This is a genomic window from Methylobacterium sp. E-041 (genome assembly GCF_022829665.1).
Classification (GTDB): domain Bacteria; phylum Pseudomonadota; class Alphaproteobacteria; order Rhizobiales; family Beijerinckiaceae; genus Methylobacterium.
In genome coordinates this window covers 26,013-39,151 of sequence record NZ_JAKSYQ010000300.1, presented here as the reverse complement: position 1 = coordinate 39,151, position 13,139 = coordinate 26,013, and the positions used below count along the sequence as shown (strand labels likewise).

Below are 13,139 nucleotides of genomic sequence, written 5' to 3'. Positions count from 1 at the left end.
GCGCGCGATGGGCGGCAGGGTGGCTTTGGTGACGGGGGCGGGGTCCGGCCTCGGGCGGGTGGTGGCGTTGGCGCTCGGGCGGGCCGGCTATGCCGTCGTGCTGGCCGGCCGGCGGCGCGCAGCTCTGGACGTGGTGGCGGGCGAGATCGGCGCGGCGCTCGTCGTCGAAGCCGACGTCACCGATCCGGCTTCGGTGGATCGGCTGTTTTCCCGCGTGGCGGCGGCGCATGGCCGGCTCGACCTCCTATTCAACAATGCCGGCATCTTCACGCCGGCCGCCGCCATCGACGCGGTTTCGCTCGAGGATTGGCGGGCCAGCGTCGACACCAACCTCACCGGCGCGTTCCTGTGCACGCAGGGCGCGTTCCGGATGATGAAGCGGCAGGATCCCCGCGGCGGCCGGATCATCAACAACGGCTCCGTCTCGGCCCACGTGCCGCGGCCGCACTCGGCGCCCTACGCGGCCACCAAGCACGCGATCACCGGGCTGACGCGCGCGACCTCGCTCGACGGGCGGCCCTACGACATCGCTTGCGGCCAGATCGACATCGGCAACGCCGCCACCGAGATGACCGACGGGTTCGCCGCCGGCGTCCGGCAGGCCGACGGGTCGATCCGGCAGGAGCCGGTGATGGATGCGCGGCACGTCGCCGAGGCCGTTCTCTACATGGCCGGGTTGCCGCTCTCGGCCAACGTCCAGTTCATGACGCTGACCGCCACGGCGATGCCGTTCATCGGCCGCGGCTGAGCCGGTCGCTTCGCCAGCGCGTCTTTGCCAAGCGGCGGCCGGGCGCCTAGAGGAGGGCGCAAAGGTCGGTCGCCCCGTTCGAAGGGTGTGGAGGCCCGCCCGAAACTCCACGACACCGACCCCGGATGCGGGTCTGAGAGCCGTTTTGACGATGCTGATGCAGCCGCAGACCAAGACCGAGGCGAGGCCGCCCGCCGATCCGGTGGCGCGGCGGCGCACCTTCGCGATCATCTCGCACCCGGATGCCGGCAAGACCACGCTGACGGAGAAGCTGCTGCTGTTCGGCGGCGCGATCCAGCTCGCGGGCGAGGTCAAGGCCAAGCGCAACCGCGTCTCGACCCGCTCGGACTGGATGGGCATCGAGAAGGAGCGCGGCATCTCGGTCGTCACCTCGGTGATGACCTTCGAGTACGGCGACTGCGTCTTCAACTTGCTCGACACGCCGGGCCACGAGGATTTTTCCGAGGACACCTATCGCACCCTCACGGCGGTCGATTCCGCGGTGATGGTCATCGACGCCGCAAAAGGCATCGAGGCGCGGACGCGAAAACTGTTCGAGGTGTGCCGGCTGCGGGACATCCCGATCGTCACCTTCGTGAACAAGCTCGACCGCGAGGCGCGCGAGCCCTTCGAGTTGCTCGACGAGATCGAGAAGACGCTGGCGCTCGACGTCGCGCCGATCACCTGGCCGATCGGCCGCGGCCGCAACTTCGCCGGCACCTACGAGCTCGGCGGCAACCGGGTCCGCCGCTTCGACGCGGCCGACGACGCCGGGACGGAAGCGGTCGCCGGCTTCGCCGATCCGCTGTTCGACCGGCTGCTCACCGAGAACGGCGAGGCCGATGCCTGGCGCGAGGAGGTCGAGCTCGCCGAGGGCGGGCTGAAGGCCTTCGATCTCGAGGCGTTCCGCGAGGGCCATCTCTCGCCCGTCTTCTTCGGCTCGGCCCTGCGCAATTTCGGCGTGCGCGACCTCATCGACGGGCTCGCCCGCTTCGCGCCGCCGCCGCGCGGGCAGGATTGCGACAAGCGCACCGTCGCCCCGACCGAGCCGAAGATGACCGGCTTCGTCTTCAAGATCCAGGCGAACATGGATCCGAACCACCGCGACCGCATCGCCTTCATGCGGGTCTGCTCCGGCCAGCTCCGGCGCGGGATGAAGGCGAAGCTCGTGCGCACCGGCAAGCCGATGTCGCTCTCGGCCCCGCAATTCTTCTTCGCGCAGGACCGCGCCATCGCCGACGAGGCCTTCGCCGGCGATGTGGTCGGCATCCCGAACCACGGCACGTTGCGCATCGGCGACACGCTGACCGAGGGCGAGGACATCGTCTTCCGCGGCGTGCCGAGCTTCGCTCCCGAATTGCTGCGCCGGATCAAGCTCACCGACGCGATGAAGGCGAAGAAGCTGCGCGAGGCGTTGCAGCAGATGGGCGAGGAGGGCGTCGTCCAGGTCTTCGTGCCGCAGGACGGCTCGGGCGCGATCGTCGGCGTGGTCGGCGCGCTGCAGCTCGACGTGCTGAAGGAGCGGCTCCAGGGCGAGTACGGCCTGCCGATCGACTACGACGCGACGCGCTTCTCGGTCTGCCGCTGGGTGGCGTCGGATTCGGAGGTTGAGCTCGACAAGTTCATCGATTCGCACGGCTCGGCCATGGCGAAGGACCTCGACGGCGCCCCGGTGTTCATGGCGACCACCGCCTTCTCGCTGCGCTACGAGGAGGAGCGCTACCCGGCGGTGCGCTTCACCGACATCAAGGACTACCAGAAGCGCCAGGCCTGAGCGCCGGCGCGGATCGGCCGCCGGCGCGGGATCAGTACTTGCCCAGCATCGGGAAATCGACGCTGAGTGTCGATTCCGAGGCCATCGGCGCCTCGCGCTTGCGCGGCTTGCGGTTGAGGACCTGCTTCAGCTTGGTCTTCAGCACCGCCATGTCGAACGGCTTGAGGATGAAGGCGTCGGCCCCGGCCTGGTGGGCGACGTTGATGTCCTCGAAGTTGAACGACGTCTCGGTCAGGATGAAGGGTGTGTTCATCAGCGCGTCGTCGGCGCGGATCTCGCGCAGCAGGCTGATGCCGTCCATCGGCTCCATGTCGAGGTCGGAGATGACGAGGGCGTATTTCCGCTCGCGCAGCCGCTCCAGCGCCACGACGCCGTCGGTCACGCCCTCGACATCCGGGAAGCCGATGCGATTCATCAGCATCACGATGAGGCGGAGGAGCTTTTCCTGGTCGTCAATGATGAGGATCGGTGGCGTCTCGGTCATGACATCGTCTGCGGCATGGAGCGGGCCGTGGGTTCAAGGTCCGATCGCGAGATTAGGTGAAAGGGATGAAAAAACTGCTCTCTTCCATCCCGGAGATTGCACCGGAATGAAATGACCCGCCTTAGATGAAGAGGTGGTCGATACCCTGCTTGGACATCTCCTCGGCCTGAAGCGCGAGCGCCAGCGCGTGGATCGAGCTCGCCTTGGGCGTGCCGCGCTGGAACATCGGCAGCAGGTTCGCCTTGGCGAAGTGCGGGTCGGTCGTCGACGAGCGGATGCTGCTGCGGCAGGAATTGACGAACTCGCGCTTGGTGATCTCGCGCCATTCGCAGATCTGCACGTCGCGGTGGCGGTCGTCGGCGAAGATGCGGTTGAAGGTCTCGTGCACCGAGGTGCGCTCGCCCTCGATCACCTGCGCGGCGAAGTTCTGCTCCACCAGCAGGAAGCTGGTGATCACCGAGAACTCGTTCTTTTTCTGCGCGTGCCGGGTGATCTCGCCGACCTGGCCGGTGCGGACCTGCACGTCCGACGACAGGGTCAGGCGCGAGAAGTAGATCAGGTGGACGAGGCTCGTTCGCTTGGCACGCATGTGGGTCCCGAGTCCCGCGGACGACGTCGGGTTCTACCGCGCCAACGATAAGGGCCGGTAAACGCTGCCGCAGCCGGCAGAAGCTGCCGGGTCGGCGGACCGGAACGGTGGGTTTCTGCCGGGTTCGGCGACGGCGGCTCAACGATATCAAGGGCTTGGCCCTGGCACGGCGGTTGCGCGCCGATCCCCGATCAGGCGACCGCCACATGCGCGTCGCCGACCCGGGAAAGACGGCGCGCCATGGACATCTTCACCGCGTTGCAGACGGCGGTCTCGGGCCTGAAGGCCCAGTCCTACGCCATCGACAACATCTCCGGGAACATCGCGAACTCGCAGACCACCGGGTACAAGCGCATCGACACGAGCTTCGTCGACCTGCTGGCCGAGCAGACGCCGAAGCATGAGGTCGCCGGCACGGTGCTGGCCCAGTCGCAGCTGACCAACAGCCTCCAGGGCAACATCGCCTCGTCGACCGTCGCGACCAACATGGCGGTCAACGGCGACGGGTTCTTCACCGTCCAGGCCAAGACCGGGGACGCCAACGGGCAGGCCGCCTTCTCCGGCACGCCGGTCTATACCCGGCGCGGCGACTTCGCCCCGGACAAGGACGGCTTCCTCGTCAACGGCGCCGGGAGCTACCTGCAGGGCCAGAACTACGATGCGGTGACGGGCCAGGTCTCGAGTTCCGGCCCGATCAAGATCGCCAACCAGACGCTGGCGGCGAAGCCGACCACCACGATCACCTACGGCGCGAACCTGCCGGCGACGCCGGCCACGACCAACGCGTCCAAGGCCGGTGGATCCGCGCTCTACACGCCGGAGGACGCCAACGGGCTCCCGGACACCAGCGCGCTCGTCACCGCGACCGACGGCACCGCCACGGCGAACAAGCAGGTCAGCGCCGGAAACGCTCCCGCGTTCGTCAACAGCAGCATCGCCGGCCCGTCGCTGACCGCCTACACCACGACCGGCGCACCGGTTCAGGTCACCACCCGCTGGGCGAAGATCCAGGACGCCAAACTCGCGGATGCGACCACGACGCCGGCGACCGCGGCCCAGCCGGCGATCTGGAACCTGTTCTACGCCGCCGACAGCTCGGCCGACCAAACCAAGAGCGCCTGGACCAACGCGGGCAGCGGCTTTACCTTCGACAGCAGCGGACAGCTGATCCAGCCCTCCGGCGGCGACGCGACGATCACCGACATGACGGTGAACGGGACCAATCTCGGCAGCATCAACATCGCCTTCGACAAGACCACGCTGACCCAGTACGCCGCCGCGTCCGGCGCGGTGACCACGAACGCCCTGACGCAGGACGGCTACGCAGCCGGAACCCTGAACTCCGTCTCGGTCGGGACCGACGGCAGCATCATGGGCGCCTTCTCGAACGGCTCCTCAGTGAAGCTCGCCTCGGTCGGCATCGCGCGCTTCATCAATCCGGACGGGCTCAAGCCGCTGTCGAACGGGACCTACGCGCAGACGCTCGATTCGGGCGTGCCGCTGGCCGGCCTCGACGGGTCCACGATCGTGGGCGCCAGCGTCGAATCATCGAACACAGACATTGCAAGCGAATTTTCAAAGATGATCGTTACCCAACAGGCGTACTCGGCCAACACGAAGGTGATGTCGACCGCGCAGACGATGATGTCGGATCTGCTCAACATCATCCGCTGAGGTCATGTCATCCGCACGCGGCAGTGAGAGAGGACCTCCGGCGCCATGGCTCTGAACGCCCTCCAGACGGCCACCGCCGGCCTCAAGGCGACGCAGACCGCCATCGGTCTGGTCTCGCAGAACGTCGCCAACGCGAGCACCGCCGGCTACGTCAAGCGGACGATCACCACAATCTCGTCCGGCGTCGGCAATTCCGGCGTGTCGACCGGGACGATCACGCGCAGCTTCGACGCCGCCGCCCTGAAGCAGCTCCGCCTCGAGACCGCCGGCTCCGCCTATACCAGCACCAGGGCCGACATCGCGGGGCAGGTCGACACGCTGTTCGGCACGCCGGGCAGCGCGACCGCGCTTGACGGCCTGGTCAACACCTTCACCGGCTCGCTTCAGACCTTGGCCGCGAACCCGACCTCGGCCGCCGCCCGCACGACGGTGCTCAACGCCGCCTCGGGCCTCGCCGGCAGCATCAACGGCATCGCGACGAGCGTTCAGGCCCTGCGCAGCGGCATCGAGGCGAGCCTCGGCACCCAGACCGCCAGCGCCAGCACGCTGCTGAGCGGCATCGCCGCGCTCAACGTGAAGATCCAATCGACCACGGACGATTCCACCCTGGCCGACCTGCAGGACCAGCGCGACCAGAAGATCACCGAGCTGTCCGGCTACCTCGACATCCAGACCGCCGACCACCGCGACGGCACCGTCTCGATCTCGACCAGCTCCGGCGTGAACCTCGTCGCCGGCGGCACGGCGGCGACGCTCAGCTTCGACGGCCGCACCACCCTCGGGCCCAACTCGGCCTATTCGAACGATCCATCGAAGCGGAGCGTCGGCACCATCACGGCGACGACGCCCGGCGGCGGCAAGATCGACCTCGGCGAGCCGGGCGTGCTGCGCTCCGGATCGATCGCCGCCAACCTCGAGCTGCGCGACACGACGCTGCCGCAGGTGCAGCGCCAGCTCGACGACCTCGCCGCCGGGATGGCGAGCGCGCTCACCGACACCAGCACGACCGGCACCGCCAGCGGGGCGGGCACGGCGATCGACCTCACCGGGATGCAGCCCGGCAACACGCTGACCCTCACGGTGAAGGCCGCGAACGGGTCGATGCGCAACGTCATCCTGATCGCGTCGAAGGGCGACTCGACGTCGGTCGACCCGAGCCTGACCGACGACGGCACCGCGCTGGCGCAGACCTTCGACGTCACCAAGGGCCTCGCCGGCGTCCAGCTTGCGCTGGGGAAGCTCGGCGGCGGCTATGGCTCGGCGCTGTCCGCGACCGCCAGCGGCTCGACCGTCATGGTGTCGGGCAGCGGCGGCCTCAGCGTGGTGGCCGCCACGGCGACGAAGACCGCGCCGACGAGCGCGACCGACTTCTCCACCGCCTACCCGCAGATCGCGCTGTTCGTCGACGGATCGGGCAAGGGCCTGTTCACCGGGTCGTTCGATGCCGGCTCGCAGCTCACCGGCTTCGCGCAGCGCATCACCGTCAACCCGGCCCTCGGCGCCAACACCGCGGCGCTGACGGCGCCGGGACCGGCGAACACCGGGTCGAGCGCCACGCGGGCGCAATTCGCCTACGACGCGCTGACCACCGCGCAGCAGACCTTCTCGTCGTCGAGCGGGATCGGCGGCGTCGCCGCGCCCTATGCGACCAGCGTGACGAGCTTCGCGCAGGACATCATCGCCGCGCAGGGAGCGGCGGCGGCCAACGCGTCCAGCCTCGATTCGGGCCAGAGCGTCGCGCTCTCGACCGCTCAGGGCCGGTTCGCGAAGTCGGCCGGCGTCAGCGTGGACGAGGAGATGTCGAACCTCATCGCCCTGCAGACCGCCTATTCCGCGAACGCCCGGGTGCTCACCGCCGCCCGCGACATGCTCGACACCCTCCTGCGGATCTGAGGGACAGCACATGACGACGATCAGCCCCTTCGCCGCCGGCAGCTACCTGACGACGCGGTCGACCTCGCAGCTCCTCGCGATGAAGAGCCAGCTCGACGCCCTGACGACGCAGCTCTCCACCGGCCGCACGGCGGAGACCTATGGCGGCCTCGGCGCGGGGCGGAGCAGCAGCCTCACGGCGCGCGCCACGCTGAGCGCGCTCGACGGCTACGATGCCGGGATCGACGCCGCGCAGACGCGGGTCCAGCTGGCCTCCACCAGCCTGCAGCAGATCACGACGCTGACGAGCGACCTGCGCCGCGGCATCGCCACGAATCCGCAAGGCGTCGGCACCACCGTCACCGCCCAGCTCGATCGGGCCGACCTCGACGGCGCCATCGACGCCCTGAGCCAGAGCTCGGCCGGGCAGTACCTGTTCGGCGGCCGGACCACCGACACCGCGCCGGTGAAGTCGACCGACATCATCCTCAACGGCGACAGCACGACGACGCCGAAGCAGGACGGCCTCGCGACCCTGGTCGCGCAACAGAAGGCCGCCGACCTGGGAGCCGACGGCCTCGGCCGGCTCCAGCTCGGCGCGACCAGCGCCGGCAACACGTTCCAGCTGTCGGAGGACCAAGCCGACACCACCGGCGAGACGCGTGCGAATTTCGGGTTCCGCCTCGTTTCGGCGACCGCCACCGGCGCGATCACGGCCGCCGCGACGAACACCGCCACGCCCGCGACGGTGACCGGGCTCGATCATGCGCCGGTCGCCGGAGAGAGCTTCCGCGTCACGGTCAATCTCGCCGACGGCAGCCAGAAATCCTTCGACCTCACGGCGTCCGCATCCGTCCCGGCGGGTTCGACCACCGCGTTCGGCCTGTTCGGATCGCCTGCGGCCGCCGCCGCCGGGCTGAACGCTTTCGCCGCAACGCAGGGCGGCACCGTCGCCAGCGTCCAGAGCGGCAACACGCCGGTCCTGAACGCGACCTTCGGCGGCGGCGCCTATGCGGCCTACGACATCGGCCTGTCGGGCCAGCCCAAGGTCGGCGACAGCATCACGATCGAGCTGGCGCTGCACGACGGCACCAAGACCAGCGTGACGCTCACCGCGGCGGCGAGCGGCACAACGGCCACGACCGGCACCTTCGCCATCGGCGCGGACGCGGCAACCACCGCGGCCAACATGAAGGCGGCGGTGACCACCGCGCTGGGGGCGGCCGCCGCCGGCCCGCTCTCGGCCAGCTCGACCACCCGCGCCGCGGAGGACTTCTTCTCGGCCTCGACCGCCTCCGGCCAGACGCCCAAGCGCATCGATACGTCCGGCGCGACGCCGACCTACAAGGACGCCGCCTCGACCGACACCGTGATCTGGTACCAGGGCGACGCCGCGAGCACCGATCCGCGCGCCACCGCCTCGGTCCGTGCCGGCGCCAATCTCGACGTCCCGGTCGGCGCGCGCGCCAACGAGGTGCCGATCCAGAAGGCGCTCGCGGGCTTCGCCGCGCTCGCCGTCGACGGCATGGCCGATCCGAGCGGCAGCACCGTCACAGGCCGGTACGCGGCCCTGACGAGCCGGACCTCCACCCTCCTGGGCAAGGCCTCGGACGATCCGAGTCTCGAATCGATCGCCGTCGACTTCGGCCTGGCCGCCAGCACCCTGACCTCGGCGAAATCCCAGAACGCGGCGACGCGACTGACGCTGCAGAACACCGTCGACGGCGTCGAGAGCGCGCCGATCGAGGAGGTCGCCTCCAAGCTGCTGGAGATGCAGAACCGGCTCCAGGCGAGCTACCAGATCACCTCGTCGCTCTCGAAGCTATCGCTGGTGAACTACATGAGCTGACGCCGGCGCAGCGGGACGGATTGATCGTCCTTGATCCGGCGGGCTATCCTGCTTCGGCATGGCGCGGGCACCCGCCCGCTCTCCATCGGATCGCGCACGCCCCCGCATGGCCCGACGCGCTGGGCAGGGGACGTGTGGGCCGATCGAACCGCCGGGGGCCGCGATGCGTGAACAGGGAAGGCCGGCGGCGGGGCAAGGCGTCGTCGGGCAATCGCATCGCATCGCCGGCGTCATCCTGATCGCTGCGATCGGGCTGTCGCCGTGCGAGGCCCGCGAATGGGAGAAGGCGCCGCCCAAGGCGACGTCTCAGCCGTGCCCGGGATACGGCACCGGTTTCGTGCGCGCACCGGGCAGCGCGACCTGCATGCGCCTGTCGGGCCGCGTCCGCGCCGGCGCCGACCTGAGCGCCGGCCGCGAGGTCGCCGTCGCCCCGATGGCGGCGGGGCGCTTCGCGATCGACACCCGCACCGAATCCGATCTCGGGCCGGTCCGCACCTTCGTCCGGATCGGCAACGGACGGCCGTGAGAGATCTACAGGGTGCGTGAGAACGAGAGCGGCCCGCTGGCGTTGCCGCGGCCGTAGGGGGAGGGCGCCCGCGACGGCTGGCCGTAGACGCTCGGGGTGTTGGCGCGGCCGAGGTCGGCGGCGAGCGACTTGATCAGCCCCTCGGAGACCGTCCGCGCCGTGCCGAGCACCGCCTGGTTGGCCTCGACGGCCTGCGCGAAGCGACGATGGGCGCCCTTCAGCAATTCGACGCCCGCCGGCGCGAAGCGCGCCAGCGCGACCGCGTTGGCCTTAGCCACCTCGAGCCCCTGAAGGTAGGCGCCGGCCAGGGCCGCCTTGGCCTCCGCCTCGGCCAGACCCTCGCGCAGGCGGCCGACGCGGACATGGCCGGTCTCGGCGGCGAGCACGGATTCCAGCGCCTGCATGGTGGACATCACCTCGGCGACGAGGGCGTCGGCGCCGGCACGGTCGGAGACGCGGAAGGCGGGATTAAGCGGCATGGGCCGCCCCCGCGCCGGCACCGGCGCCGCCCTGCATCTTCATCATCTCGGAAAACACCTGGTTGGCGATGCCGACGCCGCCGCTCTTCATGATCTGGCCGGCATATTCCTTGGTCAGCATCGAGCGGTAGACGCCGCCGCCGGTGCCGTTCTCGCCGAGGGGCCCGTCGGTCCCCTCCGACTGGGTCAGCCGGTCGAGGGACGATTCCAAGAACATCGACTCGAAGTCGTTCGCGGTCTTGCGCGCCTTCTTCGTGGCGGCCTCCGTCGAGGCCTGGGCGGTCTTCGAGGTCGTGTCGGCCACGGCGCCGGTGATGGCCTTGCCGACGCCGATGGCGGCGGAGACCGCGAAGGTTGCGAGCGGTAGCATCGTCTAGTGTCTCCGGAGCTTGGGGGAGGGGGGCATCACATCAGCTCGATGTCGGCCTGCAGCGCGCCCGCGGCCTTGATCGCCTGCAGGATCGAGATCAGGTCGCGCGGGCCGACGCCGAGGGCGTTGAGGCCGTCGACGAGGTCGCGCAGGGTCACGCCCTCCTTGACCAGGGCGAGCTTGTTGCCGTCGCCGGTGTCGACCTTCACGCCGGTGCGCGGCACCACCGTGGTGCGCCCGTTCGAGAGCGGGGCCGGCTGGCTGACCTGCGGCTGCTCGGTGATCGTGACGGTGAGGTTGCCCTGGGCGATCGCCACCGTGGAGACGCGCACGTCGCGGCCCATCACGATGATCCCCGAGCGCTCGTCGACCACCACCCGGGCGGTCTGGTCCGGCTCGACCTTGAGCTGCTCGATCTCGGTGATCAGGCGGATCATGTTGCCGTTGTACTTGGCCGGGATCTGGATCGTAACCGTGGCCGGGTCGGTCGGCTCGGCGGTGTCGGAGCCCATGAAGTCGTTGATCGCGGCGGCGATCCGCTTCGAGGTGGTGAAGTCGGGGTTGCGCAGCGACAGCCGCAGCGAGCGGGCGTCGGTGAGCTTGAACGCGATCTCGCGCTCGATGTTGGCGCCGTTGGCGATGCGCCCGTTGGTGGGCACGCCGCGGGTGATCTTGGCGGCATCGCCCTCCGCCGAGAAGCCGGCGATGGCGACGGAGCCCTGCGCCAGCGCGTAGACCTCGCCGTCGGCGCCGAGCAGCGGCGTCACCAGCAGGGTGCCGCCCTGGAGCGACTTCGCGTCGCCGAGCGACGAGACGGTGACGTCGATGCGGGTGCCCTGCGCCGCGAAGGGCGGCAGGCTCGCCGTCACCATCACCGCGGCGAGGTTCTGCGTGCGCATCGTCGCGCCGCGGGTGTTGACGCCGAGGCGCTCCAGCATCGCCTGCAGCGACTGCTTGGTGAAGGGGATGTTGTTCAGGGTGTCGCCGGTGCCGTTGAGGCCGACGACGATGCCGTAGCCGACGAGCTGGTTGGCTCGGACCCCCTCGATCTGCGCGAGGTCCTTCACCCGCGACAGCGCCATCGCCGCCGTGCCGCCGAGCACGAGCAGGGCGGCCGCCAGGACGAGGCGCAGGAGATCGCGGATCTGGGCGTGGCGCTGGGGCATGCCGGGCTTTTCGGGGTTGCGGACCCGCACTCTCCTGCCAGCCCCGTGCCAGGCGGCCGAAAAGCGCAACCCGCTGAAAACGCTGGCCTCTCTTCGGACGCGGCGCCTTCGGGACCGATCGTGAGGCGCGCGTTCCCTGCCGACCCGGCAGCTTCTGCCGGGGCTTTTACCGCTCGTTAACCGTGTCGAACCGACACTCGGCACGGGCCCCTCCGGCCCGTCGGGAGCGATCGAAGCGATGCGTGTCGAGAATCGTCCGGGACCTCTCGGGACGACCTCCGTCGGAGGCACGCGCAGGGCCGAGTCCGGCCCGAGCTTCCAGGTCGGCCCCGGGCCGGGCGCCCAGCGCACCGCCGGCACGGGCGCGACGACCACGCTCGCCGGCCTCGATGCGATGCTGATGCTGCAGGGCGAGCCGGACACCCCGCACGAGCGCCGCCGCCGTTCGGCGCGGCGCGGTCACGACCTGCTCGACGGCCTCGACCGGCTGAAGGCCTCCCTCCTGTCCGGCCGCGTCGCCACCCACGAGCTGCTGGTCATCGCCGGGCGCCTCTCCGAGCGCGCCGAGACCTGCGGCGATCCCCGCCTCGACGGCCTGATCGCCGACATCGAGCTGCGCGCCGCCGTCGAGCTGGCCAAGGTCGAAGCCGCGCGCGGCGTCTGACGCAAACCATCGGGGCTCGCGTCGAGCGCAAGACGCGACCCGACCGCGGCGCAGCACGGCGCGTTCGCTCCGGCGCGACCTGAGAACCGGTGACGCCCAGGGTTGACCGCAGGATGGACCCATGGCTCATACCGTCGTCGGCACCCCTGACTCCGTAGCTCAGCTGGATAGAGCAGCCGCCTTCTAAGCGGCAGGTCGTTGGTTCGAGCCCAACCGGGGTCGCCACCAATTAGCCCATCAGGTCAATGACTTGATGGGCTTTTTTATGCCTGGTACGCGCTAAATTGTGTTGCAATGGCTTGCAACACGAACCTAACGTTTACAACGAGTTACGGCTGGGCGTAGGCTGGTCCGTGCAACACGGATGGAACACGATCACTCGTGAAAATGGCTGCCTCTCCGGACCCTACCAAAGCTCGAAGCGACACGCTCTGGCCCTAGTACGCGCTGACCGCGATCTATCTAAGTTTTGGCTGCTTGGTTCTCTGGGATCGCTGGGGAGAGGTCGGGTCGCTTTTCGAACCGCCCGGCTCAACGCCCGGTCGACTCCCACTGAATAGCATCGGCGATGTGCTCGCTGGGTTCTTTGCCCCGCTCGCGTTTCTATGGCTGTTCGTCGCTACACAACTTCAGAGAACAGAACTTAGGATTCAGAGGGAAGAATTAGCTGATACAAGAGAAGTCCTTAATGAACAACGAATCGAACTTCAGACGGCAGCCAGAGAAAGCAATATACAAACATCGATTATGCAAAGGTCTCTTGATTCCGCTAGATCTAGAGAAGCATTTGAATCATTCGGAATGTATCTTTACTATCACGCTAGGAAGTGCTTCTTGCTAGACCAGCGCTATGTCAGCTTCGAGTACGGCTTGAACGGTAACATATTTCAATCAAGCTTATCCGGGATTGCGGACGAATTCGAAGTAAGCCAGACCGATCCTTC

Annotated in this window: 12 protein-coding genes and 1 tRNA gene; 8 read left to right on the top strand and 5 right to left on the bottom strand. The window is 68.8% G+C overall.

The genetic code is table 11. The features are described 5' to 3' along the window. Positions 1-7 precede the first annotated feature (7 nt). Both MKK70_RS29445 and MKK70_RS29440 read left to right on the top strand, forming a co-directional pair. Positions 8-748 carry an SDR family oxidoreductase gene (locus MKK70_RS29445; RefSeq protein ID WP_243951555.1) on the top strand — a complete coding sequence of 247 codons (741 nt, stop codon included), beginning with the start codon at positions 8-10 and terminating at the stop codon, positions 746-748. A gap of 157 nt (positions 749-905) precedes the next feature. Continuing rightward, positions 906-2,522 (top strand): peptide chain release factor 3, encoded by a 1,617-nt coding sequence (locus tag MKK70_RS29440; protein WP_409568341.1) that lies wholly within the window; start codon positions 906-908, stop codon positions 2,520-2,522. A 31-nt stretch (positions 2,523-2,553) separates the two neighbouring features. Here MKK70_RS29440 and MKK70_RS29435 read toward each other — a convergent pair whose 3' ends face one another. Together MKK70_RS29435 and MKK70_RS29430 are read right to left on the bottom strand one after the other, a co-directional pair. Continuing rightward, the gene (locus MKK70_RS29435; RefSeq protein WP_147725058.1) at positions 2,554-3,006 is read right to left on the bottom strand and encodes a response regulator; all 453 of its coding nucleotides are present in this window, start codon (positions 3,004-3,006) and stop codon (positions 2,554-2,556) included. Between the two features lie 121 nt (positions 3,007-3,127). Beyond that, complete coding sequence (locus tag MKK70_RS29430; RefSeq protein ID WP_147725060.1) at positions 3,128-3,595, bottom strand: BLUF domain-containing protein; 468 nt, start codon at positions 3,593-3,595, stop codon at positions 3,128-3,130. A gap of 240 nt (positions 3,596-3,835) precedes the next feature. Between MKK70_RS29430 and MKK70_RS29425 the strand changes: the two genes are divergently transcribed. The 4 genes from MKK70_RS29425 (at position 3,836) to MKK70_RS29410 (ending at position 9,516) form a co-directional block, all read left to right on the top strand. Then, entirely contained in the window at positions 3,836-5,269 is a 1,434-nt protein-coding gene (locus tag MKK70_RS29425) for a flagellar hook protein FlgE (RefSeq protein ID WP_147725062.1), read from the top strand. 45 nt (positions 5,270-5,314) lie between these two features. Continuing rightward, positions 5,315-7,162: a flagellar hook-associated protein FlgK gene (gene flgK / locus MKK70_RS29420; RefSeq protein WP_243951553.1), complete on the top strand. Its 1,848-nt coding sequence runs from the start codon at positions 5,315-5,317 to the stop codon at positions 7,160-7,162. A gap of 10 nt (positions 7,163-7,172) precedes the next feature. Beyond that, the gene (locus tag MKK70_RS29415; protein ID WP_243951551.1) at positions 7,173-8,990 is read left to right on the top strand and encodes a hypothetical protein; all 1,818 of its coding nucleotides are present in this window, start codon (positions 7,173-7,175) and stop codon (positions 8,988-8,990) included. A gap of 163 nt (positions 8,991-9,153) precedes the next feature. Continuing rightward, positions 9,154-9,516 (top strand): porin, encoded by a 363-nt coding sequence (locus tag MKK70_RS29410; RefSeq protein ID WP_243936616.1) that lies wholly within the window; start codon positions 9,154-9,156, stop codon positions 9,514-9,516. A 5-nt stretch (positions 9,517-9,521) separates the two neighbouring features. Here the strand turns inward: MKK70_RS29410 and MKK70_RS29405 are convergent, their stop codons facing one another. Genes MKK70_RS29405 through MKK70_RS29395 form a run of 3 tightly spaced genes read right to left on the bottom strand, consistent with a single transcriptional unit; the run spans position 9,522 to position 11,531 of the window. Further along, positions 9,522-9,995 (bottom strand): hypothetical protein, encoded by a 474-nt coding sequence (locus tag MKK70_RS29405; RefSeq protein WP_147725071.1) that lies wholly within the window; start codon positions 9,993-9,995, stop codon positions 9,522-9,524. Further along, positions 9,985-10,365, bottom strand: a complete 381-nt coding sequence (locus tag MKK70_RS29400; protein ID WP_147725072.1) for a rod-binding protein — start codon at positions 10,363-10,365, stop codon at positions 9,985-9,987. The genes MKK70_RS29405 and MKK70_RS29400 overlap by 11 nt, the downstream gene beginning before the upstream one ends. 35 nt (positions 10,366-10,400) lie before the next feature. Further along, entirely contained in the window at positions 10,401-11,531 is a 1,131-nt protein-coding gene (locus MKK70_RS29395; protein ID WP_147725074.1) for a flagellar basal body P-ring protein FlgI, read from the bottom strand. 238 nt (positions 11,532-11,769) lie between these two features. On the opposite strand from MKK70_RS29395, the gene MKK70_RS29390 reads away from it, so the two are divergent. Next, positions 11,770-12,195, top strand: a complete 426-nt coding sequence (locus tag MKK70_RS29390; protein ID WP_243951548.1) for a flagellar assembly protein FliX — start codon at positions 11,770-11,772, stop codon at positions 12,193-12,195. Between the two features lie 148 nt (positions 12,196-12,343). Next, positions 12,344-12,420, top strand: a tRNA-Arg gene (locus MKK70_RS29385). The last annotated feature ends 719 nt before the right edge of the window (positions 12,421-13,139 follow it).

Excerpts from the sequence above, each read along its gene's own strand:
- MKK70_RS29445 (WP_243951555.1), top strand. The coding sequence starts at position 8 with ATGGGCGGCAGGGTGGCTTTGGTGACGGGGGCGGGGTCCGGCCTCGGG.
- MKK70_RS29440 (WP_409568341.1), top strand. The coding sequence starts at position 906 with ATGCAGCCGCAGACCAAGACCGAGGCGAGGCCGCCCGCCGATCCGGTG.
- MKK70_RS29435 (WP_147725058.1), bottom strand. The coding sequence starts at position 3,006 with ATGACCGAGACGCCACCGATCCTCATCATTGACGACCAGGAAAAGCTC.
- MKK70_RS29430 (WP_147725060.1), bottom strand. The coding sequence starts at position 3,595 with ATGCGTGCCAAGCGAACGAGCCTCGTCCACCTGATCTACTTCTCGCGC.
- MKK70_RS29425 (WP_147725062.1), top strand. The coding sequence starts at position 3,836 with ATGGACATCTTCACCGCGTTGCAGACGGCGGTCTCGGGCCTGAAGGCC.
- flgK (WP_243951553.1), top strand. The coding sequence starts at position 5,315 with ATGGCTCTGAACGCCCTCCAGACGGCCACCGCCGGCCTCAAGGCGACG.
- MKK70_RS29415 (WP_243951551.1), top strand. The coding sequence starts at position 7,173 with ATGACGACGATCAGCCCCTTCGCCGCCGGCAGCTACCTGACGACGCGG.
- MKK70_RS29410 (WP_243936616.1), top strand. The coding sequence starts at position 9,154 with ATGCGTGAACAGGGAAGGCCGGCGGCGGGGCAAGGCGTCGTCGGGCAA.
- MKK70_RS29405 (WP_147725071.1), bottom strand. The coding sequence starts at position 9,995 with ATGCCGCTTAATCCCGCCTTCCGCGTCTCCGACCGTGCCGGCGCCGAC.
- MKK70_RS29400 (WP_147725072.1), bottom strand. The coding sequence starts at position 10,365 with ATGCTACCGCTCGCAACCTTCGCGGTCTCCGCCGCCATCGGCGTCGGC.
- MKK70_RS29395 (WP_147725074.1), bottom strand. The coding sequence starts at position 11,531 with ATGCCCCAGCGCCACGCCCAGATCCGCGATCTCCTGCGCCTCGTCCTG.
- MKK70_RS29390 (WP_243951548.1), top strand. The coding sequence starts at position 11,770 with ATGCGTGTCGAGAATCGTCCGGGACCTCTCGGGACGACCTCCGTCGGA.